Source organism: Paracoccus alkenifer, from assembly GCF_900108405.1.
GTDB lineage: Bacteria > Pseudomonadota > Alphaproteobacteria > Rhodobacterales > Rhodobacteraceae > Paracoccus > Paracoccus alkenifer.
In genome coordinates this window covers 286,254-308,707 of record NZ_FNXG01000003.1, presented here as the reverse complement: position 1 = coordinate 308,707, position 22,454 = coordinate 286,254, and the positions used below count along the sequence as shown (strand labels likewise).

General features: G+C 69.1%; 24 protein-coding genes. 18 read left to right on the top strand and 6 right to left on the bottom strand.

The window, feature by feature from the left end; translation table 11 throughout:
• The first annotated feature begins 59 nt into the window (after window positions 1–59).
• The 18 genes from BLW83_RS09820 (at window position 60) to BLW83_RS09735 (ending at window position 16,496) form a co-directional block, all read left to right on the top strand.
• Complete coding sequence (locus BLW83_RS09820; protein WP_090848024.1) at window positions 60–764, top strand: CoA transferase subunit A; 705 nt, start codon at window positions 60–62, stop codon at window positions 762–764.
• Complete coding sequence (locus BLW83_RS09815) at window positions 764–1,393, top strand: CoA transferase subunit B (protein ID WP_090848023.1); 630 nt, start codon at window positions 764–766, stop codon at window positions 1,391–1,393. Before BLW83_RS09820 ends, BLW83_RS09815 begins: the two co-directional genes overlap by 1 nt.
• Window positions 1,394–1,619: 226 nt before the next feature.
• On the top strand, window positions 1,620–2,756 hold the full coding sequence (locus BLW83_RS09810; RefSeq protein WP_245728762.1) for a Hint domain-containing protein: 1,137 nt from the start codon (window positions 1,620–1,622) through the stop codon (window positions 2,754–2,756).
• Window positions 2,757–2,829: 73 nt separating this feature from the next.
• The gene (locus BLW83_RS09805; RefSeq protein ID WP_090848021.1) at window positions 2,830–3,414 is read left to right on the top strand and encodes a hypothetical protein; all 585 of its coding nucleotides are present in this window, start codon (window positions 2,830–2,832) and stop codon (window positions 3,412–3,414) included.
• Between the two features lie 80 nt (window positions 3,415–3,494).
• The gene (ybgC, locus tag BLW83_RS09800; RefSeq protein ID WP_090848020.1) at window positions 3,495–3,887 is read left to right on the top strand and encodes a tol-pal system-associated acyl-CoA thioesterase; all 393 of its coding nucleotides are present in this window, start codon (window positions 3,495–3,497) and stop codon (window positions 3,885–3,887) included.
• Between the two features lie 131 nt (window positions 3,888–4,018).
• Complete coding sequence (gene tolQ / locus BLW83_RS09795) at window positions 4,019–4,711, top strand: protein TolQ (protein WP_090848019.1); 693 nt, start codon at window positions 4,019–4,021, stop codon at window positions 4,709–4,711.
• 44 nt (window positions 4,712–4,755) lie between these two features.
• Window positions 4,756–5,157, top strand: a complete 402-nt coding sequence (locus BLW83_RS09790) for an ExbD/TolR family protein (protein WP_245728760.1) — start codon at window positions 4,756–4,758, stop codon at window positions 5,155–5,157.
• Entirely contained in the window at window positions 5,150–6,697 is a 1,548-nt protein-coding gene (gene tolA / locus BLW83_RS09785) for a cell envelope integrity protein TolA (RefSeq protein ID WP_090848178.1), read from the top strand. The genes BLW83_RS09790 and tolA overlap by 8 nt, the downstream gene beginning before the upstream one ends.
• A gap of 68 nt (window positions 6,698–6,765) precedes the next feature.
• Window positions 6,766–8,148, top strand: coding sequence for a Tol-Pal system beta propeller repeat protein TolB (gene tolB, locus BLW83_RS09780; protein WP_425433943.1), 1,383 nt, complete (start codon window positions 6,766–6,768; stop codon window positions 8,146–8,148).
• An 11-nt stretch (window positions 8,149–8,159) separates the two neighbouring features.
• On the top strand, window positions 8,160–8,669 hold the full coding sequence (locus BLW83_RS09775) for an OmpA family protein (protein WP_090848017.1): 510 nt from the start codon (window positions 8,160–8,162) through the stop codon (window positions 8,667–8,669).
• Between the two features lie 2 nt (window positions 8,670–8,671).
• Window positions 8,672–9,577, top strand: coding sequence for a tol-pal system YbgF family protein (locus BLW83_RS09770; protein WP_090848016.1), 906 nt, complete (start codon window positions 8,672–8,674; stop codon window positions 9,575–9,577).
• Between the two features lie 3 nt (window positions 9,578–9,580).
• Window positions 9,581–10,843, top strand: a complete 1,263-nt coding sequence (gene tilS / locus BLW83_RS09765) for a tRNA lysidine(34) synthetase TilS (protein ID WP_245728759.1) — start codon at window positions 9,581–9,583, stop codon at window positions 10,841–10,843.
• A gap of 61 nt (window positions 10,844–10,904) precedes the next feature.
• Window positions 10,905–12,803, top strand: a complete 1,899-nt coding sequence (gene ftsH, locus BLW83_RS09760; RefSeq protein ID WP_090848015.1) for an ATP-dependent zinc metalloprotease FtsH — start codon at window positions 10,905–10,907, stop codon at window positions 12,801–12,803.
• A gap of 108 nt (window positions 12,804–12,911) precedes the next feature.
• Window positions 12,912–13,220: a chorismate mutase gene (locus BLW83_RS09755; RefSeq protein WP_090848014.1), complete on the top strand. Its 309-nt coding sequence runs from the start codon at window positions 12,912–12,914 to the stop codon at window positions 13,218–13,220.
• A complete protein-coding gene (gene folD / locus BLW83_RS09750) occupies window positions 13,210–14,106 on the top strand; it encodes a bifunctional methylenetetrahydrofolate dehydrogenase/methenyltetrahydrofolate cyclohydrolase FolD (protein ID WP_090848013.1) in 897 nt (298 codons plus the stop codon). Before BLW83_RS09755 ends, folD begins: the two co-directional genes overlap by 11 nt.
• 109 nt (window positions 14,107–14,215) lie before the next feature.
• Window positions 14,216–14,872, top strand: a complete 657-nt coding sequence (gene fsa, locus BLW83_RS09745; protein WP_090848012.1) for a fructose-6-phosphate aldolase — start codon at window positions 14,216–14,218, stop codon at window positions 14,870–14,872.
• Window positions 14,869–15,558, top strand: coding sequence for a DUF484 family protein (locus BLW83_RS09740; RefSeq protein WP_090848011.1), 690 nt, complete (start codon window positions 14,869–14,871; stop codon window positions 15,556–15,558). Before fsa ends, BLW83_RS09740 begins: the two co-directional genes overlap by 4 nt.
• Window positions 15,555–16,496, top strand: a complete 942-nt coding sequence (locus tag BLW83_RS09735) for a tyrosine recombinase XerC (protein ID WP_090848010.1) — start codon at window positions 15,555–15,557, stop codon at window positions 16,494–16,496. The genes BLW83_RS09740 and BLW83_RS09735 overlap by 4 nt, the downstream gene beginning before the upstream one ends.
• A 4-nt stretch (window positions 16,497–16,500) precedes the next feature.
• Here the strand turns inward: BLW83_RS09735 and BLW83_RS09730 are convergent, their stop codons facing one another.
• From BLW83_RS09730 to BLW83_RS09705, 6 genes are read right to left on the bottom strand one after another with little or no spacing between them, the layout of a single operon-like run.
• A complete protein-coding gene (locus BLW83_RS09730) occupies window positions 16,501–16,905 on the bottom strand; it encodes a Na+/H+ antiporter subunit G (RefSeq protein WP_090848009.1) in 405 nt (134 codons plus the stop codon).
• Window positions 16,902–17,153, bottom strand: coding sequence for a K+/H+ antiporter subunit F (locus BLW83_RS09725; RefSeq protein WP_425433948.1), 252 nt, complete (start codon window positions 17,151–17,153; stop codon window positions 16,902–16,904). The genes BLW83_RS09730 and BLW83_RS09725 overlap by 4 nt, the downstream gene beginning before the upstream one ends.
• Window positions 17,154–17,173: 20 nt before the next feature.
• A complete protein-coding gene (locus tag BLW83_RS09720) occupies window positions 17,174–17,665 on the bottom strand; it encodes a Na+/H+ antiporter subunit E (RefSeq protein WP_090848008.1) in 492 nt (163 codons plus the stop codon).
• Window positions 17,662–19,215, bottom strand: a complete 1,554-nt coding sequence (locus tag BLW83_RS09715; RefSeq protein WP_090848007.1) for a monovalent cation/H+ antiporter subunit D — start codon at window positions 19,213–19,215, stop codon at window positions 17,662–17,664. Before BLW83_RS09715 ends, BLW83_RS09720 begins: the two co-directional genes overlap by 4 nt.
• Entirely contained in the window at window positions 19,212–19,559 is a 348-nt protein-coding gene (locus BLW83_RS09710) for a Na+/H+ antiporter subunit C (RefSeq protein ID WP_090848006.1), read from the bottom strand. The genes BLW83_RS09715 and BLW83_RS09710 overlap by 4 nt, the downstream gene beginning before the upstream one ends.
• Window positions 19,560–19,572: 13 nt before the next feature.
• A complete protein-coding gene (locus tag BLW83_RS09705; protein WP_090848005.1) occupies window positions 19,573–22,401 on the bottom strand; it encodes a monovalent cation/H+ antiporter subunit A in 2,829 nt (942 codons plus the stop codon).
• Window positions 22,402–22,454: the final 53 nt, after the last annotated feature.

The window sequence follows — 22,454 nt, the reverse complement described above, 5'->3', positions numbered from 1 at the left end:
CGTTGACAGTCGCAACGACCCCGTGCAGAACCGGCAGGGAACGGATGCACGGGGGAGCCATGCGCAAGGTATATGAAACCGCGGACGCCGCGCTTGACGGTCTGCTCAAGGACGGGATCACGATCGCCGCCGGGGGGTTTGGCCTCAGCGGCATTCCGGAGCTGCTGATCGCCGCGATTCACAAGTCGGGCGTCAAGGATCTGACCATCGCCTCGAACAACTGCGGGGTGGACGGGTTCGGGCTGGGCGTGCTGCTGGACAGCAAGCAGATCCGCAAGATGCAGTCCTCCTATGTCGGCGAAAACGCCGAGTTCATGCGCCAGTATCTGAGCGGCGAGCTTGAGCTGGAGTTCAACCCCCAGGGCACGCTGGCCGAACGGATGCGCGCCGGCGGCGCCGGCATCCCCGGTTTCTACACGAAAACCGGCGTCGGCACGGTGATCGCCGAGGGGAAAGAGCACAAGGATTTCGACGGGGAAACCTATATCCTTGAACGCGGCATCGTGACCGATCTGGCCATCGTCAAGGCATGGAAGGCCGACGAGACCGGCAACCTGGTGTTTCGCAAGACCGCCCGCAACTTCAACGTGCCCGCCGCCACCTGCGGCCGCGTCTGCGTGGCCGAGGTCGAGGAAATCGTCCCCGCCGGCAGCCTCGACCCCGACTGCATCCACCTGCCCGGCATCTATGTCCACCGCATCGTGCAGGGCGAACACGAAAAGCGTATCGAGCAGCGCACCGTCCGGCAAAGGGAGACCGCGTGATGGCATGGGATCGTAACCAGATGGCCGCCCGCGCCGCGCAGGAATTGCAGGACGGCTGGTATGTGAACCTTGGCATCGGCATCCCGACGCTGGTGTCGAACTACATCCCCGAGGGCGTCCACGTCACGCTGCAATCCGAAAACGGGATGCTCGGCATGGGCCCTTTCCCCTATGAGGGCGAGGAAGACCCCGACCTGATCAACGCCGGCAAGCAGACCATCACCGAACTGCCCCATTCCGCCTATTTCGACAGCGCCACCAGTTTCGCGATGATCCGCGGCGGCAAGATCGCCATGGCGATCCTGGGCGCGATGGAGGTCGCCGAGAACGGCGATCTGGCGAACTGGATGATCCCCGGCAAGCTGGTCAAGGGCATGGGCGGCGCCATGGATCTGGTCGCCGGCGTCGGCCGGGTGGTGGTGGTGATGGACCACACCAACAAGGCCGGCGAATCCAAGGTGCTGCGCGAATGCACCCTGCCGCTGACCGGCAAGGCGGTGGTAGACCGCATCATCACCAATCTGGGCGTGCTGGACGTGGTGCCGGGCGGGTTGAAGATCGTCGAGATCGCCGACGGCGTGACCGAGGCCGAACTGCGCGCCGCGACCGAGGCCACCATCGTCGACTGATCCGGGTCTACGGACTTTACAAGGCGCCGCGGTTTTCGCGGCGCCTTTTTTCGTGTTCAGGCAGCAGCGTTGGCGCGAAATCCAGCGCACATGCAATAGTTGTATTTTTTATTTTGATAACTGTATTGCAAGTGGTTAGGTAAAATACGATGCATATTCGAGGGGCTGCCCCCGACCGCCCGCGCCGCCAAGGCGCATCCGTCACGACCACAAAAAGGAGCGCGCCTTGCCCAACACGAATGTGAATCTGATGTGGATCGGGAACGCCTCGCAACTCGATCCGACGCCGAACAACAACATCAACCAGCAGCAGGCCAATGCCATCCTGGGCTGGACCGCCGAGGGCAGGGATGAAATCGCGCCGGTTTCGCTTGACGGGAATTATTACGGCAGCGGGTCAAGCCGCCATTTCAATACGTCCTATCAGTCTCTTACAAGCCGGTTCTCCTATACCTCACCGACCAGCGGCAGCGCGCAGAGCAATCTTCGCATCACCGCATTTCTTGACGCGCGCTTTGCCATCACGGTGCACGATGACGAAGGCAACCCGAGCGTGGTCGAAAAGACCGGCGTCCTGATCCAGATGAGCAACGGCGATCTGTTTTTCCGCCCGGCGGCCGACACCGTAAACGACTGGAACGACATCACCCGGATTTCCAAGGTCGAGGTGATCTCGGTAAAGCCGTTTCCCAGCTTGACAACCGTCGCCACTATCGGCTTCAACCCCGAAATCTTTGAAACCGATATCATCTGCTTCACCCGCGGCACGCTGATCGACTGCGCGGACGGGCCGCGGCCGGTTGAAACGCTGCGCATCGGCGATCTGGTGCATACGCTCGACCGCGGCTTGCAGCCGGTCCGCTGGATCGCCTCGCGGCGGCTGGCGTCGGAACTGGCGGCACAGCCGCGCCTGTGCCCGATCCGCATCCGCAAGGGCGCGCTGGGGCAGGGGATGCCCGCCGCCGACCTTCTGGTCTCGCCCCAGCACCGTATCCTCGTGCGGTCGGGCATCGCGCAACGGATGTTCGGCGCGGCCGAGGTGCTGGTGGCCGCCAAGCAGCTGCTCGAACTCCAAGGGGTGGAAATCGCCCGGCTCGATTCGGTCGAATACGTGCATTTCGCCTTTGACCGGCATGAAATCGTCACCGCCAACGGCGCCCCGTCGGAATCGCTGTATCCCGGCCCGCAGGCGCTGAAATCGCTGGGCATTGCTGCGCGGGACGAGCTGTTCGCGATCTTCCCGCAGCTGCGCGAGGGGGATCAGCCCCCGGTGGCAGCGCGCGAACTGGTCTCGGGCCGGCAGGGACGCAAGCTGGCGGCGCGCCACGCCATGCACGCCCGGCCTCTGGTGGCGATGCACTGAGCCGCGGGGCTGGGTGCAGCGCAGCCTGCACCCGGCCCTTTATCCCGCAGCCGGCGCCGGCTAGTTACGGGCGATGACCCAGCCTGCCCGCCCCGACCCCGACGCCATCGCCGCCTTGTTCACCGGGGCGGACGGCGGCTTTCTCTGCGCCCGCTGGGGGCGGCCGGTCGCGCCGGTGGTGTTCGGGCTGGACGATGCCACGCTGTCGGTATTCCGGGCGGCGCTGATCGCGCCTTTTGCCCATGCTGGCCAGCCGCTGACCGACACCGACCCGGAAACCGGGGCGAACCTGATGATCTTTGCGGTCCGCGACTGGGCGGAACTGGACGGCATCCCCGATCTCGACCGCTTGACCGGCATCCCGGACCTTCCCGGCCGCCTCATGGCGGAAAACGCCGAGCGCTACCAGTTGCTGCGCTTTGACGGTGCCGGCGCGATAAGGGCCTGCCTGACCTTCCTGCGGCTGGGCGGTGCGCTGGCGCAGGCGCATCCGGCGCAGCTGGCCGAATCGGTCGCGGTCAACGCGCTGCTCAGCTGGGCGCGACCGGTCACGCCCTCGGCGCCGCTGGCGGCACTGATCCGCGCCGCCTACGACCCGCTGCTGCCCGCCTGCGCCCGCGACCCCAGCCACGCCCTGCGCCTTGCCGCCCGGCTCTGATGCTTTCTTCATCACGCAAATATCCCGGGGGAGCCGCCGCAGGCGGCGGGGGCAGCGCCCCCATTCTACAGGAGCCAGCCTTGACCCACCGCTTTCCCGTCCGCGTCTATTATGAGGACACCGACCTCGGCCAGGTCGTCTATTACGCCAATTATCTGAAATTCATCGAGCGCGGCCGCAGCGAATGGCTGCGGTCAGCAGGGGTGGACCAGACCGCGCTGCTGGACCGAGGCCTCGCCTTTGTCGTCCGCCGGGTCGAGGCCGATTACCTGCGCCCCGCCCGTTTCGACGACGCGCTCGAGGTGGTCACCACGCTCGACCGCGCGACCGGCCCGCGCATTACCGTGGCGCAGGTGGTGGAACGCGACGGCACGCCCCTGTTTCGCGCGCTGGTCACCGTGGTCTGCGTCGATCTGGCCGCCATGCGCCCGCAGCGCCTGCCGCCGGATGTGCTGGCGGCGCTGTCCCGCTGACCCGGCCCATACACATGCGGCGCACAGAATCTTGTTGTCGCCGCGACTGGCCTTTGCTGCTAGTTTGATGCCAAACGCGCCCGACCGCAGACAAGCACGAGGCGCGACCAGCGCAAGGACAGGCAAATCCGATGGAAAATCTCGCAATCGGCGCCCCGGCCGACTTTTCGTTGATCGCGCTGTTCCTGCGCGCCTCGATCACCGTCAAGATCGTGATGGTCCTGCTGGTGCTGGCCTCGGTCTGGTCCTGGGCGCTGATCGTGCAGAAACTGATGGTGCAGACCGCGGCGCGGCGCGATTCCGGCGCCTTTGACCGCCGCTTCTGGTCGGGCGATCCGCTGGACGACGTGTTCGACCGGATGAACGGGCGGCCCGCAGGCGCGGCGGCGCGGATCTTTTCCGCCGGCATGACCGAATGGCGCCGCTCGCAGACCGAAGACGGCGGGCTGATCCCCGGCGTGCTGTCGCGGGTGGAACGGGCGATGAACGTGGCGATCGGGCGCGAAAGCGACCGGCTGACGCGGGGGTTGCCGTTCCTGGCCTCGGTCGGCGCGACCGCGCCCTTTATCGGGCTGTTCGGCACCGTCTGGGGCATCAAGACCGCGTTCGAGGGCATCGCGCTGTCGCAGAACACCAGCCTTGCCGTCGTGGCCCCCGGCATCGCCGAGGCGCTGGTCGCGACCGCCCTTGGCCTGCTGGCCGCGATCCCGGCGGTGATCATGTATAACAAGCTGGCCACCGACGCCGACCGGATCAGCAGCGGGCACGAGGCATTCGCCGACGAATTCACCACCATCCTGTCGCGCCAGATCGAGGCCGAGTGATGGCGGGCGGGGCTTCTCGACGCGGACGGCGCCGCCACCGCCGCATGGCGCCGATGGCGGACATCAACGTCACGCCCTTTGTCGATGTGATGCTGGTGCTGCTGATCATCTTCATGGTGGCCGCGCCGCTGCTGACGGTCGGCGTGCCGCTGGAATTGCCCCGCACCGCGGCCGAGGCCGTGCGCGCCGAACCCGAGGAACCGCTGACCATCTCGCTGCCCGCCCAAGGCCCGCTGGTGCTGATGACGACCGAGGTTCCGGCGGGTGAACTGGTCCCCCGCCTGCGCGCCGTTGCCGCCGAACGCCGGTCCAGCCGCATCTATCTGCGCGCTGATGGTGCCGTCACCTATGCCCGCGTGATGGAGGTGATGGGCGCGCTGAATGCCGCCGGTTTCCACGACATCGTTCTGGTCACCGACGCCGGTGGCCCGCGGATGGATGGCTGATCCCTTTCCCCCGCTCGAGACGCGCGAGCGTCGGATCGGCCTGTGGGTCTCGGCCGCGATTCACGGGGCGCTGATCCTGTGGGTGGGGCTGGGCGGCGCGCTGTTTCGCGCGCCCACGGCGCCGACGATGCGCATGGCGCCGGTGGAAACCATGTCGGCCAGCGATTTCGAGGCGATGGCCGCGGCCTCGCGCGGGGCCGGGCCGGTGGGCGACGAGGCCGCGGCCACGCCTGCGCAGCCGCGCCCGCCCTCGGATCAGGTGATCGCGGGCGGCCCGACCGCGATGGCACCGCCCGCGCCCGATGCGGACCCGCTGGCCCTGCCCGCGCCCGAATTTGCCGGCGAGGCCGCGCCGAACCTGTCCGACCTGCAAACCCCGCAGGTGCCGGTGACGGTGGCCACGGTGGCGCCCGCGCCGCAGCAGCCCTCGACGCCCGCGGATGCGCAGGCGCTGCCCGACGCCCCGCCCGATGTGCTGCCCGACCCGCAGCGCAGCGCCACCGCGCCCTCGCTGCAAGCACCGGGGGCCGAGGCACCGCCGCCCGATGCCCCGCCCGCGCCGCCGCTGCTGACCACATCCGCCACGCCGCTGGATGCCACCACCGCCCGCCAGCGCCGGGCCGAGCGGATCGCGCAGGCCGAAGCCGCCGCCGAGGCGCAGCGCCAGGCCGAAGCGGCCGAGGCTGCCCGGCAAGCCGAAGCCGCGCGCGCCGCCGAGGCCGCCGCCCGCGAACTGGCCGAACGCGCCGCTGCCCAAGCCGCCGCAGAGGCCGCAGACCGTGCCGAGGCCGAGGCCCGCGCCGCGCTTGAGGCCGCGCGCCAGCAAGACGCCCGCCGTCAGGCCGAAGCCGAAGCCGAAGCCCAAGCCGAGGCCGCGCGTGCCGCCGAAGAACAGCGGCTTGCCGAACAGCGCGCCGCCGAGGAACAGCGCCGGCTGCAAGAACAGCTTGCCGAGGAACAGCGACAGGCCGAGGCCGCCCGCCGCCGCGCCGAGGAAGAAGCCGCCGCCGCCGAGGCCGCCCGCGCCCTTGCGCAAGCCGAGGAAGAAGCCGCCCGCGCCCGCGCCGAGGCGCAAGCGCGCGAGCAGGCCGAGGCCGCGCGCCAGGCCCCCGACGACCCCGACCCGCTGATGGCCGCCCTGTCCGAGGCGCTGGACCTGCCCGAGGGTGCCGGCTCGGACGGGGGCGGGGGGCGCGCGGCGACGGGGCCTCCGCTGAGCCAGGGCGAAAAGGACGGGCTGCGGCTGCGGATCGAGGCGTGCTGGAACATCGGATCACTGTCGCGCGAGGCGCAGCGGACCTCGGTCTCGGTGCAGTTTTCCATGACCCCGGACGGGATGCCCGAACCCGATTCGGTGCGGCTGGTCGATTCGCAGGGCGGGTCCGAGGCCGCCGCCGCGCAGGCGTTCGAGGCCGCCCGCCGCGCCATCCTGCGTTGCGCGATGCAGGCGCAGGGCTATGACCTGCCCGCCGAAAAATACGCGCGCTGGCGCGATACCATCGTCGATTTCCGCCCGCAGGGCGGCGCCGCGATACGTTAGGCCGCGCATGGTCTTCATGCGCCAATCAGTCTAGGTTTTCCCTCATGTCATTCCTCGCCAGACTTGCCTTGACCCGAACCGCCCCCTTTCGCCCGCCGCTGCTTGCCGCGGCGCTGCTGCTTGCGGCGTTGCCTGCGGCCGCAACGGCGCAAGGGCTGACCGCATCGGACCTGACCAACATGGCGCAAGAGGAATCAGACGGCCCCCTGCGCATCGAGATCACCGGCGGGCAGGTCGAGGCGATGCCGATCGCGGTGGCGCCGTTCTTTGACGAGGGCGGGGCGGGCGATCTGGCCGCCCGCATTCAAGAGGTCGTCACCGCAGACCTGACCGGCACCGACCTGTTTCGCGCGATTCCCGCCAGCGCCCATGTCGCGCAGCCGCAGGGGTTCGACGCCGCCGTCGCCTATCCCGACTGGCGCGCGATCAACGCCGAGGCGCTGATCGTCGGCGCGGTTTCGGCGCAGAACGGGCGGATCACCGCGAAATTCCGGCTTTACGACGTGTTTTCCGGCCAGCCGCTGGGCGACGGGATGCAGTTCGACGCCGATGAAGCGGGCTGGCGCCGGGTGGCGCACAAGGTGGCCGATCAGGTCTATGCGCGGATCACCGGCGAATCGCCCTATTTCGACAGCCGCGTGGTGTTCGTGTCGGAAACCGGTCCCAAGGACGCGCGGCTCAAGCGAATCGGGATCATGGATTACGACGGCGCCAACCCGCTGTGGGTGACCGACGACAGCGCACTGGTGGTCTCGCCCCGGTTTTCGCCCGACGGCTCGCAGCTGCTTTATACCAGCTTTGCCAACGGGTTGCCGCAGGTGATGCTGATGGACGTGGCCACGCTGTCGGCATGGCCGCTCAAGCAGGACGCCGGCACCATGAGCTTTGCGCCGCGGTTTTCCCCCGACGGGCGCTGGGTGGTCTATTCGCGCGAACAGGGCGGCAATACCGACATCTGGCAGATGGACGTGGCGACCGGGGCCGAGCGGGCGCTGACCGAGACCCAAGCGATCGAGACCTCGCCCAGCTATTCCCCCGACGGCCGCCGCATCGTGTTTGAAAGCGACCAGTCGGGCAGCCAGCAGATCTATGTGATGCCCGCGGATGGTTCAGCCGAACCCACAAGACTGAGCTTTGGCGAGGGCAGCTACGGCACCCCCGCGTGGTCGCCCAAGGGCGACCTGATCGCCTTTACCCGCCGCGACGGCGACAGGTTCCACATCGGGGTGATGCGCCCCGACGGGACCGAGGAAAAACTGCTGACGGAATCGTTCCTTGACGAGGGTCCGACCTGGGCACCCAATGGCCGCGTCGTGATGTTCACCCGCATGACGCCGGGCGGGGACGGTGTCTCGCGCCTGCATTCCGTCGATGTGACCGGCCGCAACATGCGCCCTCTGGACATCGAGGGCGCCGCGTCCGATCCCGACTGGGGCCCGCTTTTGCCATGAGGAGTCTGCCGATGAACCTGTATCGCATCGCTGCGGCCGCGGTCATGCTTGCGGGGCTGGCGGCCTGCGCCGCGCCGCCGCCCCCCACTGCCGTCGATCCCTATGCGGGCGGGCGCTATACCGGCGCGGTTCCGCCCGGCACCCTGCCCGGCGGTTCGGCCGAGGAATTCCGCCGCGTTGCCGGCGACACGGTGCTGTTTCCCGAAAACGACGCGACGCTGGACGCAACGGCGCGGGCGACGCTGGTGCGGCAGGCGGCGTGGCTGAAACAGCACGGCAGTTTCTCGACGGTGATCCAGGGGCATTCGGACGAACAGGGCACGCGCGAATACAACCTTGCGCTGGGGGCGCGGCGGGCCAGCGCGGTGCAGGAATACCTGATCCTGCAAGGGCTGGAACCGGGCCGCATCCGCACCAGCTCTTACGGCAAGGAACGCCCGGTCGAGGTCTGTTCCACCCCCGACTGCCAGGTGCGCAACCGCCGCGCCGTCACGGTGGTCGCGCCGGGCGCGGGCGTCTGACGATGCGGCGGCTGATGTTCGGCGCGGTGCTGGCGCTGGCCGGTGCCTCGGGCGCGGCGCTGGCGCAGCAGGGCGCACCCGAGACCCCGGCGGTCGTGGGCGAGGGTTCCTCGCGCACGCTGGCCGATCTGCGCGCCGATCTGCGCGCGGTCGGTGCCGAGCTGCGGGCGCTGCGGGTCGAGCTGACCGCTTCGGGGGCCGAGGGTTTCCGCGCCGCCGGTGGCGACAGCGCCATCGACCGCATGAACGCGATGGAACGCGAGATCACCCGCCTGACCGGCGACACCGAACGCCTGCGCCACCGTATCGACCGCATCGTGCGCGACGGCTCGAACCGGATCGGCGACATCGAATTTCGCCTGTGCGAGATGGAGGACGGCTGCGATCTGGGCGCGCTGACCACATCGCAGCTGGGCGATCTGGACGGGGGGGGCGCGGCGCTGATGGGGTCGGCCTTTGATGCGGCGCCATCGGGCCCGGCGTCGGCCGGGGGGGCGCCGGGGGCGCTGACGGGGCAGGAACAGGCCGATCTGGACCGCGCCCGCGCGGCGCTGGACGCGGGCGATTTCCCGCGCGCCGCCGAGCTGTTCGGCGGTTTTGCCGCCACCCACGCCGGCAGCCCCGCCGCGACCGAGGCGCTGTATCTGCAAGGCGCGGCGCTGGACAGCGCGGGTGATCCCAAGGGTGCGACCGGCGCGTGGTTACAGGCATTCGCCGCCGCCCCCGCCGGCCCCCGCGCCGCCGATGCGCTGCTGGGGCTGTCGCGGGTGTCGGCCGCGGGCCGTCCCGCCGCCGAGGGCTGCGTCTATCTGGACGAGCTGATCTCGCGCTTTCCGGGCACGCCGCAAGCGGATGAGGCCGCGCGCCGCAGCGCCGCGGCCGGCTGCGCGACGGCGGGGCAGCCTTAGGGCGTGCCTGCCCTGGCGATCGCCGCGGCGCTGGACCGGTTGGCCCGCGATCTGCCGGCGCTGGGGGTGGCGGTGTCGGGCGGCAGCGATTCGCTGGCGCTGCTGTATCTGGCGGCGGCTTGGGCCGGCCCGCGCGGCATCCGCATCGAAGCCGCCACCGTCGACCACCGCCTGCGTCCCGAATCAGCCGCCGAGGCCGAGGCCGTCGGCCGCGCCGCCGCTGCGCTGGGGATCGCGCACAAGGTGCTTGTCTGGGACCATGGCGGGCATGTGCCCGGCAATCTGATGGACGCTGCCCGCCGGGCGCGGCTGCGGCTGCTGGCCGATTGGGCCGGGGCGCGCGGCCTGGGCGCGGTGGCGCTGGGGCATACGCAGGACGATCAGGCGGAAACGCTGCTGATGCGGCTGGCGCGCGGGGCCGGGCTGGACGGGCTGTCCGGCATGGCAGATGCGCGGATGCAGCGGGGCGTGCTGTGGCTGCGGCCGCTGCTGGGATTGCGGCGCGAGGCTCTGCGCGACTGGCTGCGCGGGCAGGGGATTGCCTGGGCCGAGGATCCCTCGAATCACGACCCCGGGTATGAGCGGGTGCGGGCGCGGCAGGCGATTGCGGCGCTGGCGCTGCCGGTGCCGGCGCTGGCGCGCTCGGCCGCGAATCTGGCTGATGCGCGCTCGGCGCTGGCTGAAACCGCCGTGGCGGCCGCGGCCGGGGCCAGCGCCGACCGCGGGATGCTGCGCCTGCCGCTGGCGGCGTTGCAGGGCAGCCCGCCCGAGATCCGCCGCAGGCTGGTGCTGGCCGCGCTGCGCTGGGTGTCGGGCGCCGATTATCCGCCGCGCGGCGAGGATGCGGCGCGGCTGATCGCGACGCTGCTGGCGGGCGGGCAGGGGACGCTGGACGGCGTGATCGCGCGGGTGCGGCACGATGGGGTCGAGTTCCTGCGCGAACCCGCCGCCGCTGCGCGCAGTGGCGCGGCCGCACCGGGGCTCTGCCCCGGACCCCGGGATATTTATGCACCAAAGACGTTGCTGTGGGACCGGCGCTGGCGGCTGGAGGGCGTGCCCGAAGGGGCCGAAATCACGGCGGCGGGCAAGGCCGAGGTGGTGGCGCGCGACTGGCGCGGGGCGGGGCTGCCGCTGGCGGCGCTGGCGTCCTCGCCCCTGATCGTCGTGGGCGGGCGGGCGGTCATGCCTTTGCTGGAGGCTCAGGGAATCGGCGCGATCCCGCTGCGCGGGCTGGCAGAATTCGCGCAGATCCTGCGATCGCATTGATACCCGGCCCGTCAGCCCCTATTTTGACACCAAGACTTTCCATCCCGCGGAGGACAAGCCCTTGGGCAACGCGCGCAACATCGCCTTTTGGGTGGTCCTGTTCCTGATGATTCTCGCGTTGTTCAACGCCTTTGGCGGCAACAGCGCGCAGATGAACAGCACGCAGATCCCCTATTCGGATTTCATCCAACGGGTCGAGAACGATCAGGTCGGTTCCGTCACCATCGACGGCGAGACCGTGGTGATCACCGGCACCGACGGTCGGCGCTATTCGACCGTCCGCCCCCTGGGCGAAAACATCGCCGACCGGCTGATCGACAAGAAAGTCGAGGTAAAGGTCGAGCGTCAGCAGCAGTCCGGCTTTATGTCGCTGCTGGGGGTGTGGCTGCCGTTCATCCTGCTGATCGGGGTGTGGATCTTCATGATGAACCGGATGCAGGGCGGCGGTAAGGGCGGCGCCATGGGCTTTGGCAAGTCCAAGGCGCGGCTGCTGACCGAAAAACACGGCCGCGTCACCTTTGACGACGTGGCCGGTATCGACGAGGCCAAGGAAGAGCTGGAAGAAATCGTCGAATTCCTGCGCAACCCGCAGAAATTCAGCCGTCTGGGCGGCAAGATCCCCAAGGGCGCGCTGCTGGTCGGCCCGCCCGGCACCGGGAAAACCCTGCTGGCTCGGGCGATTGCGGGCGAGGCGGGGGTGCCCTTTTTCACCATCTCGGGCTCGGATTTCGTTGAAATGTTCGTCGGCGTCGGCGCCAGCCGCGTGCGCGACATGTTCGAGCAGGCCAAGAAATCCGCCCCCTGCATCGTTTTTATCGACGAGATCGACGCGGTGGGGCGCGCCCGCGGCGTCGGCATCGGCGGCGGTAACGACGAACGCGAGCAGACGCTGAACCAGCTGCTGGTCGAGATGGACGGGTTTGAGGCGAACGAGGGCATCATCATCATCGCCGCCACCAACCGCAAGGACGTGCTGGACCCGGCGCTGCTGCGCCCCGGCCGCTTCGACCGCCAGATCCATGTGCCGAACCCCGACATCAGGGGCCGCGAAAAGATCCTGGGCGTTCATGCCCGCAAGGTTCCGCAGGGGCCGGACGTGGATTTGCGCCTGATCGCGCGGGGCACGCCCGGGTTCTCGGGTGCCGACCTGATGAACCTGGTGAACGAGGCCGCGCTGATGGCCGCCCGCATCGGCCGCCGCTTTGTCACCATGGACGATTTTGAAAACGCCAAGGACAAGGTGATGCTGGGGGTCGAGCGCCGCAGCATGGTGCTGACGCCCGAGCAAAAGGAAAAGACCGCCTATCACGAGGCCGGCCACGCCATCGTCGGGCTGTCGATGCCGAAATGCGATCCGGTCTACAAGGCTACGATCATCCCGCGCGGCTCGGCGCTGGGGATGGTGGTCAGCCTGCCGGAAATGGACCGGCTGAACTATCACAAGGACGAGGCCAAGCAGAAGATCGCCATGACCATGGCCGGCAAGGCCGCCGAGATCATCAAATACGGCGAAGAAGGCGTGTCGAACGGCCCCGCCGGCGACATCCAGCAGGCCAGCGCGCTGGCCCGCGCCATGGTGATGCGCTGGGGCATGTCCGACAAGGTGGGCGCGGTCGATTATGCCGAGGCGCACCAGGGCTATTCCGGCAACACCGGCGGTTTTTCGGTCAGCGCCGCCACCAAGGAGCTGATCGAGCAGGAGGTCCGCGACCTGATCGACGAGGGCTACGAGGTCGCCTATCGCATCCTCACCGAGAAATCCGAGGAATTCGAGCGTCTGGCCAAGGGCCTGCTGGAACACGAGACCCTGACCGGCGAGGAAATCGGCCGGGTGATCCGGGGCGAGGACGTCGGCGGTTCCGACGACGGACCTGCGGGGACGGCGATCCCCTCGGTCCCGGCGGTGCCGAGGGTGCCTCCGGCGGCGGGCGGGGCGCAGCAGCCGGTGCCGACGGCCTGAGATTTCAGCCCTTGCGCGACGACCCCGGCCCCTGCGCCGGGGTTTTCCGTTGGGGTGCGACGGTATCCGGGGTTGCACCGGACGCGCCACCCGGGCAATCAGCAGGCCATGACGGACAACTATGCGCATCTGACCGACATGACCGCCCTGCGGGCCGAGATGGACCGGCTGGACCGCGAGCTTGCGGTGCTGTTGGGGCGCCGCTCGCGGCTGATTGACCGCGCGGCCGAGATCAAGGCCGGGGTCGGGCTGCCCGCCCGGATCGATTCGCGCGTCGAACAGGTCGCCGCCAACGCCCGCCGCAATGCCGTGCAGGCAGGCTATGACCCCGATCTGGCCGAGGCGCTGTGGCGGCTGATGATGGATCATTTCATCGCGCAGGAAGCGCGGGCGCTGGGGGAAGACGATGGCGGTTGAACTGGAACGGCCGGCAACGCTGATCGACGGGAAAGCCTTTGCCGCGGAACTGCGCGGGCGGATCGCCCGGCAGGTGGCGCGGATCAAGACCGACCACGGCGTCACGCCCGGGCTTGCGGTGGTGCTGGTGGGCGAAGACCCTGCCTCGGCGGTCTATGTGCGTTCAAAGGGGCGCGCGACGGTCGAGGTCGGGATGAACAGCTATGAACATCGCCTGCCGGCCCAGACCTCGCAGGCCGAACTGCTGGCGCTGATTGCGCGGCTGAACGCGGATCGGGCGGTGAACGGAATTCTGGTGCAACTGCCGCTGCCTGCGCATCTGGACGAAGCGGCGGTCGTCAACGCCATCGCGCCGGAAAAGGACGTGGACGGGTTCACGGTGCTGAATGCCGGCCGGCTGGCGACGGGGCAAAAGGCGATGGTGCCCTGCACGCCGCTGGGCTGCCTGATGCTGCTGCGCGACCGGCTGGGATCGCTGTCGGGCAAGGACGCGCTGGTGATCGGGCGCAGCAACATCGTCGGCAAGCCGATGGCGCAGCTTTTGCTGGCCGACAGCGCCACGGTGACGGTGGCGCATTCCCGCACCCGCGACCTGCCGGCGCTGTGCCGGCGCGCCGATATCGTGGTGGCGGCGGTGGGGCGGCCGCATTTCGTGCAGGGCGACTGGATCAAGCCGGGCGCGGTGGTGATCGACGTGGGCATCAACCGCACCGACGCCGGGCTGGTCGGCGACGTGGATTTTGCCGCCGCCCGCCGCGTGGCAGGCGCGATCACCCCGGTCCCGGGCGGGGTCGGGCCGATGACCATCGCCTGCCTGCTGGCCAACACCCTGACCGCGACCGCGCGGGTGAACGGGCTGCCCGATCCGCAGGGGCTGACCCCCTGAGCGCAAGGAAGCGGGCTGGCCCCGTTTCCTGTCGCCGCGATGCCTTCCCGCCCGACGCCTTCTGCGATAAACCCCTGCCAATCCTTTCGCCCAGCACAGGTGCCCTCTCATGAGATTCTTCGTCGACACCGCCGACATCGCCGCGATCCGCGAATTGCACGAACTGGGGATGGTGGACGGGGTGACGACCAACCCCTCGCTGATCCTCAAGTCCGGCCGCGACATCGCCGAGGTCACCCGCGAGATCTGCGATCTGGTCCCTGGCCCGGTCTCGGCCGAGGTGATCGCCTCGGACGCCGAGGGCATGATCCGCGAGGGCAAGCACCTGGCAGAAATCGCCCCCAACGTCACCGTCAAGGTGCCGCTGACCTGGGACGGGCTGAAAGCCTGCAAGGCGCTGACCGACGACGGCCACATGGTCAACGTGACGCTGTGTTTTTCGCCCGCGCAGGCGATTCTGGCCGCCAAGGCCGGCGCCACCTTTATCAGCCCCTTCATCGGGCGGCTGGACGACATCGGGCTGGACGGGATGGAGCTGATCGCCGACATCCGCCAGATCTACGACAATTACGGCTATGAAACGAACCTGCTGGCGGCCTCGATCCGCTCGGTCAACCATGTGATCGAATGCGCCCGCGTCGGCGCCGATGTGATCACGGCCCCGCCCTCGGTCATCAAGGCGATGGCCAGCCATGTGCTGACCGACAAGGGGCTGGATCTGTTCAACGCCGACTGGGCCAAGACCGGCCAGAAGATCGGCGCATGACCGACCCGCTGGACGACGCCACCCGCGCGCGGCTGCTGGCCGACCCGGCGCTGATCCTGTCCGACCGCGACGTGATGCGGGCGCTGGTCGCCGCGCGGGAATCCGAGCTGGGCGAAAACGTCATCGACATCCGCGGCCGCGCGATGGAGGCGCTGGAGCACCGCCTCGACCGGCTGGAATCGGCGCATGAAAGCGTGATCTCGGCGGCTTACGAAAATCAGGCGGGGACGCAGACCATCCACCGTGCGGTGCTGTCCCTGCTGGAGCCCGTGGATTTCGCCGGGTTTCTTGAGGCGCTTGAGGCCGACGTGGCCCCGGTCTTGCGGGTCGAAACGCTCAAGCTGGTGATGGAATCGGCCGAATCGGCCCCGGTCGCGGGCGACGGCGGGCCGCTGGTGGTGGTGCCTGCGGGCAGCGTCGGGCGGATCATCGCCGCCGGCCGCAAGGCGCCGCGCGGCGACGACATCGTGCTGCGCCGCGCCAGCGCCGAAACCCGGGATGTCCACGGCACCGAGGTCGCGTCCGAGGCGCTGCTGCCGCTGGACCTTGGCCCCGACACGCGGCCGGCGCTGCTGGTGATGGGCTCGCTCGACCCGTCGCGGTTTTCCCCGGCGCAGGCCACCGACCTGCTGCGGTTCTTTACGCAGGTGCTGCGGCTGGTGCTGATCGGCTGGCTGCGGGAATGAGCGGGCAGGGTCCGGTGCCGCTGGCGCTGGCCCCTGCGATGGCCGACGCGCTGGCGCGCTGGCTGGACGGCGAACGCGCGCTGCGCGGGCGGTCCGAACACACGATCACCGCCTATCAGGCCGATCTGCTGGCATTTCTGGGGTTTCTGGGCCTTTATCACGGCACGCCGGCGCTGCCCCGCACGCTGGCCGCCCTGACCCAGACCGACCTGCGCGGCTTTGCCGCCGATGAACGCCGGCGCGGGCTGTCGGCGCGCAGCCTGGCGCGGCGGCTGTCGGCCGTGCGGTCGTTTCTGCGCTGGCTGAGCGACCGCGAAGGGTTCGACGCCAGCCGGGCGCTGTCCACCCGCAGCCCGCGCTACCTTCGCAGCCTGCCGCGCCCCATTGCCCCCGAACAGGCCCGCGCCGTGCTGGATCTGGCCGGCGCGCAGCACCCCACCCCTTGGGTCGCCGCCCGCGACGCGGCGGTGCTGACGCTGCTTTACGGGCTGGGGCTGCGCATCGGCGAGGCGCTGGCGCTGGAGGGCGCCGACTGGCCGCCGGGCGAATCGCTGCTGATCCGCGGCAAGGGCGGGCGGGAACGGGTGGTGCCGGTGCTGCCCGTCGCGCGGCAGGCGGTGTCAGAATATCTGCGGCTCTGCCCCTGGCCGCTGGCGGCGGACGGGCCGCTGTTTCGGGGCGTGCGGGGCGGGCGGCTGAACCCGGGGGCGGTGGCGGGGGCCATGGCCCAGCTGCGGCAGTCGCTGGGGCTGCCGGAAACCGCCACCCCCCACGCGCTGCGCCACAGTTTCGCCACGCATCTGCTGGCCGCGGGGGGCGATCTGCGCACCATCCAGCAGCTGCTGGGCCACGCCAGCCTGTCCACCACGCAGGTCTATACCGGCGTCGATGACGCGCATCTGCTGGCGGTGCATCGCGCCGCGCATCCGCGGCGCTAGCGCGTCACTCGCAGGGTTTTTCCGGCCCCTCTACCGTCACGATGGGGCTGTTTTCCGCGCCTTCGCCATAGGTGCTCCACTCGACCCCCGATGGCGGGCGGGGCAGCTCGCCCTGCTGCCACGACAGGTGCATATGCGCCTTGGCGATGAACAGCCCGGTGATGGGCGAGGTGATGAACACGAAGATGGTGATCAGCAGCTCGTGCCAGCTGAGGATGCCGTGGTGCAGCCAGAAATGCAGCATCGAGGCGATCAGCACCGACCCCACCCCCAGCGTCGCGGCCTTGGTCGGTCCGTGCAGCCGCGTCATCATGTCGGGCAGCCGCACCAGCCCCCACGCGCCGACCAGCCCGAACACGCCGCCCGTCACCAGCAGCGCCGCCACCAGAATCTCGGTCAGGATGCTCATTCGACGACATCCCCCCGCAGGATGAACTTGGCAAAGGCGACGGTCGAGATGAACCCGACCAGGGCGAACAGCATCGACGCCTCGAAATAGACCTGCGTGCCGCGCTGGATCCCGAACAGCGTCAGCAGCGCGATCATGTTGATCGCCATGGTGTCCAGCGCCAGCACCCGGTCGGAAAATCCGGGCGCGCGCATCACGCGATACAGGCACAACAGCTGCGCCAGCGCGAAACAGCCAAAGGCGAACATCAGCGCCAGATTGAGGATGCTCACAGGAAGATCTCCTTAAGGCGGGCCTCGTAGCGGGTCTTCATCTCGTCGATGGCGTCTTGCGGATCGGGGCAGTGCAGCGCGTGGACCAGCAGCGCGCTGCCGTCCTCGGCCAGGTCGCAGCTGACGGTGCCGGGGGTCAGGGTGATGGTGCCCATCAGCACGGCGATGGCCTCGGGCGTCGTGATGTCCAGCGGCACCACCAGCCAGGCCGGTTGCAGTTCGCGCGAGGGCTTGAACAGCACGATTTTCGCCACGTCGATATTCGCCTTGATGATGTCGTGAAGGACGATGGCGATATACCCTGCGATGCCCAGCGGGTTGCGGATGCGGGCGCGATCGGGCCAGTAGCTTTCGGTGACGATGGGGATGATCAGCCCCAGCGCCAGCGCGAACACCAGCGAGCCCCAGGCGAAACGGTTGACCAGCAGCATCCAGATCAGCGCCACGAACAGCGACAGCAGCGGATGCGGAAGGATGCGGCGGATCATTTCACCCCCTCCTGCCGTTCCAGGACGGCCTCGATATAGCGCTGCGGGTCGGACAGCTGCGCGGCGGTGTCCTGCGCAAACCGCATCATCGGCCCGGCCAGCACCGTCAGCACCGCCATCGCGGCAATCAGCGCGCCCACCGAGGTCAGCGCCAGCGCGGCCGAGGGAAACCCCGCCTCGTCCGGTTGCGGTTCATCGGGGGCGTGGGGGGCGGGGGTGGCGCCGCTTTCATGCGCGCGCCAGAACACCATCGAGCCCGCGCGCGTCAGCCCCACGATCCCAAAGATCGAGGTGATCAGGATCACCGCCCAGATCAGCGCCGTCATGTCGGTGCCGCGCACGGATTGCAACACCGCCAGCTTGCCCAGGAACCCCGACAGCGGCGGCAGCCCGGCCATGGCGATGGCAGCGGCGAAATAGATCGCGGCGACGATGCCCGCCTGCACGATGGGCGGCGCGGGGCGCAGCCACAGGCTGCCGCCCTGCCGCCGGGTGCCGATCAGGTCCACGGCCAGAAACAGCGCCGCGGTGGCCAGCGTCGAATGCACCAGATACCAGATCCCCGCCGCCAGCCCGGCCGGCTGGAACTGCGCCACCGCGATCATCACCGTGCCCACCGATCCCACGGCGGCAAAGGCGGTCATCCGCCCCATGTGTCGCGCGCCCAGCACCCCCAGCTGGCCCACGATCAGCGTGACCAGCGCCGCGGGCAGCAGGATGTCGGCGGCAAACCGCATCAGCGCGTCGTCCGAGGGGAACACCAGCGTGAAAAAGCGGATGATCCCGTAGATGCCGACCTTGGTCATGATGGCAAACAGCGCCGCCACCGGCCCCGGCGCCCGCGCATAGGTGGCCGGCAGCCAGAAATGCAGCGGCACCAGCGCCGCCTTGACCGCAAAGACCAGCATCAGCAGCACCGCGCCCACCCGCAGCAGGGCGGTGTCCTGCGCCGGCAGCATGGCGACCTTGGCGGCCATGTCGGCCATGTTCAGCGTGCCGGTGACCGCATAAAGCGTCCCCAGCGCTGCCAGAAACAGCGATGATCCCAGCAGGTTGTAGACCACATATTGCACGCCCGCGCGCAGCCGCAGCTCTCCGCCCGCGTGGATCATCAGCCCGTAGCTGGCGATCAGCAAGATCTCGAACAGGACGAACAGGTTAAAGGCGTCTCCGGTCAGAAAGGCGCCGTTGATCCCCATCAGCTGGAACTGCCACAGCGAATGGAAATGCCGCCCGCGCCGGTCCCAGCCGGAACCGATGGCGTATAGCTGGATCACCAGCCCCAGCAGGCCCGCCAGCACCAGCATCAGCGCCGCCAGCCGGTCCAGCATCAGCACGATGCCAAAGGGCGCGGCCCAGTTGCCCAGCCGGTAAACCTGGATTTCTCCGCCCATGGATTGCAGCAGCAGCCACAGCGCCAGCAACAGCTGCGCGGCGGTGGCGGCGGTGGAAAACACCCGTTGCAGCACCAGATCGTGCCGCATCGCCAGCACGATCAGCGGCCCGGCGAATGCCGGCAGCACCACGGGAACGACAAGCCAGTGGTTCATGCGCCCGGTCCCTCGCGGTCGCGGCGGGGCAGGTCGATGTGATCGTCGCCCCCCTCGATAAAGCTGCCAAGCGCCATCACCACCACCACCGCGGTCATGCCGAATGAAATCACGATCGCGGTCAGCACCAGCGCCTGCGGCAGCGGGTCGGTATAGGCGGTGACGCCGTCGCGCAGCACCGGGGGCTGGTCGATCACCAGCCGGCCGGTGGTGAACAGGAACAGGTTGGTGGCATAGGTCAGCAGCGTCATGCCCAGCACGACGGCAAAGCTGCGCTTGCGCAGGGCCAGATAGACGCCGGCCGCAGTCAGGCTGCCGATGGCCGAGGCGATGAGGAACTCCATCCTGTCGGCCTCCTTACGGTTGGGTTGCTTGGGTGGGGGCGGTGCCGGTGGCATCGGGGGCGGCATGGTCCCGCCCCGCCTGCCGCGCGATCCGGGCAAAGGAATTCAGCGCCAGCATCACCGCGCCCACGACGCACAGGAACACCCCGGTATCAAAGCCCATGGCGGTGGCCAGCTCGATCGGCTCGATCCCCGGCAGATGCACATAGCCAAAGGCCGAGGTCAGGAACGGCTGCCCCGCGAACCACGCCCCCGCGCCGGTGACACCCGCCGCCAGCACCCCCAGCGCGATCAGCGCGTGATAGGGGATCGACTGGCGCTGCATCGCCCAGGCAAACCCCGAGGCCATATAATGCATCACCAGCGCCACCGACACGATCAGCCCGGCGATGAAGCCTCCGCCCGGGGCGTTGTGCCCGCGCAGAAAGATATACAGCCCCACCACCAGCGACAGCGGCAGCAGCACCCGGGTTGCGACGCCCAGCATCAGCGGGTGGCGGTCGCCGGCCCGGCGCATGTCGCGCACCCAGCCTTGCAGCCGGCGCGCTCCGCGCCCGCCCAGCATGGTCTCGGTCAGGGCAAAGATGGTCAGGGCGGCGATCCCCAGCACGGTGATTTCGCCATAGGTGTCATAGCCGCGGAAATCGACCAGGATCACGTTGACCACGTTGTCGCCTCCGCCCAGCTTGTGGCTGTTTTCGACCATGTAGCCGGAAATCGACGGAAAGGCGAAATCGCGGCGCAGGATGGCGAATGCCAGCCCGCCGACGCCCAGCCCCGCCAGCGCCGCCACGAATGCGTCGCCCCCGCGCTTGAGGTTCGAGGTGTCCAGCACCGTCCGCTTGGGCAGAAAGTTCAGCGCCAGCAGCAGGATGATGACCGTGACCACCTCGACCGAGATCTGGGTCAGCGCCAGGTCGGGGGCCGAGAAATAGACAAAGGTGACCGAGACGGTCAGCCCCACGATCCCCATCAGCACCAGCGCCAGGATTCGGCGGCGGTGCAGCGTCACCAGCGTGCCGATGCCGACCAGCATCATCACCCAGCCGACCAGCGCCACCGGGGTGACGGGCAGCATCGGGCGCGAGGCGGGGCCGGCCAGCCCGCTTTGCCAGGCGCCAAAGCCGCAGGCCAGCGCCACCAGCAGCTGCGCCGCCAGCGCCCGCGACATCGAGCCGTTCGAAAACCCGTCCGTAAAGGCGCCGGCCACGCGCTCGGCCCCGCCCACGACGGCGTCAAAGATCGCCTTGGCGTCGATACGCGGCAGGGACTGGCGCAGCCGGTCCGCGGGCTGCCACAGCGCCAGCAGCGCCGCGCCCCCCGTGATGGCCAGCGCCGACATCAGCAGCGCCGGGTTCACCCCGTGCCACAGCGCGAAATGCGGGTGCAGCGCCTGCCCGGTGACGGACGAGGCCGCGGCCGTGACGATCCAGCCCAGCGTGGCGTTCGGGAACAGCCCGCTGACGATCACCACCGCCACCAGCAGCGCCGGCCCCAGCCACAGCCCCGCGCCGGGGTCATGCGGCGCGGTCGGGTAATCCTCGCGCACCGGCCCCAGGAACACATGCACGATCAGCCGCAGCGAATAGGCCACCGAAAACACCGAGGCGAGCGTGGCCACCCACCCGAACAGCCCGGCCGCGCCGGCGGCCTGTTCCAGCATCATTTCCTTGGACAGGAACCCGTTGAAGGGCGGAATCCCCGCCATCGACAGCGAGGCGATCAGCACCAGCCCGAAGCTCAGCGGCATCAGCGTGCGCAAGCCCCCCAGCCGCCGGATCGACCGCGTATGCGCGGCGTGGTCGATGATGCCGGCGCCCATGAACAGCGCCGCCTTGAAGCTGGCATGGGCGATGATGTGGAACATGGCGGCGGTGGCCGCGGCCCCGGTCCCGAAGCCCAGCAGCATGGTGATCAGCCCCAGGTGGCTGACGGTGGAATAGGCCAGCAGCCCCTTGAGATCGTCCTGAAACAGCGCGATCGCGCCGCCGATCAGCATGGTGGCCAGCCCCACGGTGGCGACGATGCCGAACCATTCGGGCGTTCCCGCCAGCACCGGCCACAGCCGCGCCATCAGAAAGATCCCGGCTTTGACCATGGTGGCCGAATGCAGATAGGCGCTGACCGGCGTCGGCGCGGCCATGGCGCGCGGCAGCCAGAAATGGAACGGGAACTGCGCCGATTTGGTGAACGCGCCCAGCAGGATCAGCAACAACGCCGGCAGGTAAAGCGCCGAGGACTGGATCGCCTCGCGCTGCGCGATGATGTCGGACAGCCGATAGCTGCCTGCGACCTGCCCCAGCATCAGGCAGCCCGCGATCATCGCAAGCCCCCCCATCGCGGTCACGTTCAGCGCCATGCGCGCGCCCTGCCGCCCCTCGGGCAGGTGTTTCCAGAACCCGATCAGCAGGAACGACGACAGCGAGGTCAGTTCCCAGAACACCAGCAGCATCAGGATGTTGTCGGACAGCACGATGCCGGTCATCGCGCCCTGGAACAGCATCAGATAGGTAAAGAACGGCCCCGCCGCGTCGGCCTGCGACAGGTAGAACCGCGCATAGAGGATGATCAGCAGCCCGATCCCAAGGATCAGGATCCCGAACAGCAGCCCCAGCCCGTCCAGCATGAAATCGGCGTCCAGCCCGACCTGGGACATCCACGGGATGCGGGTCGTGACGATCTCTCCGGCCAGCACGGCGGGGGCGTTGAGGATCAGCCCCAGCAGCGCCAGCGCCGTGAACACACCGCAGGCCATGGCAGCAGCGTTGCGGCTGGTCCGGACCATCAGACCCGGCAACATGGCGCCCAGAAACGGCAGCGCGACGATCAAGGCAGGCGTCATTATTCCCCCGTTTCGGGTCTGAGTCACAGAACAGCAAGGGGATTGTCAAGCAG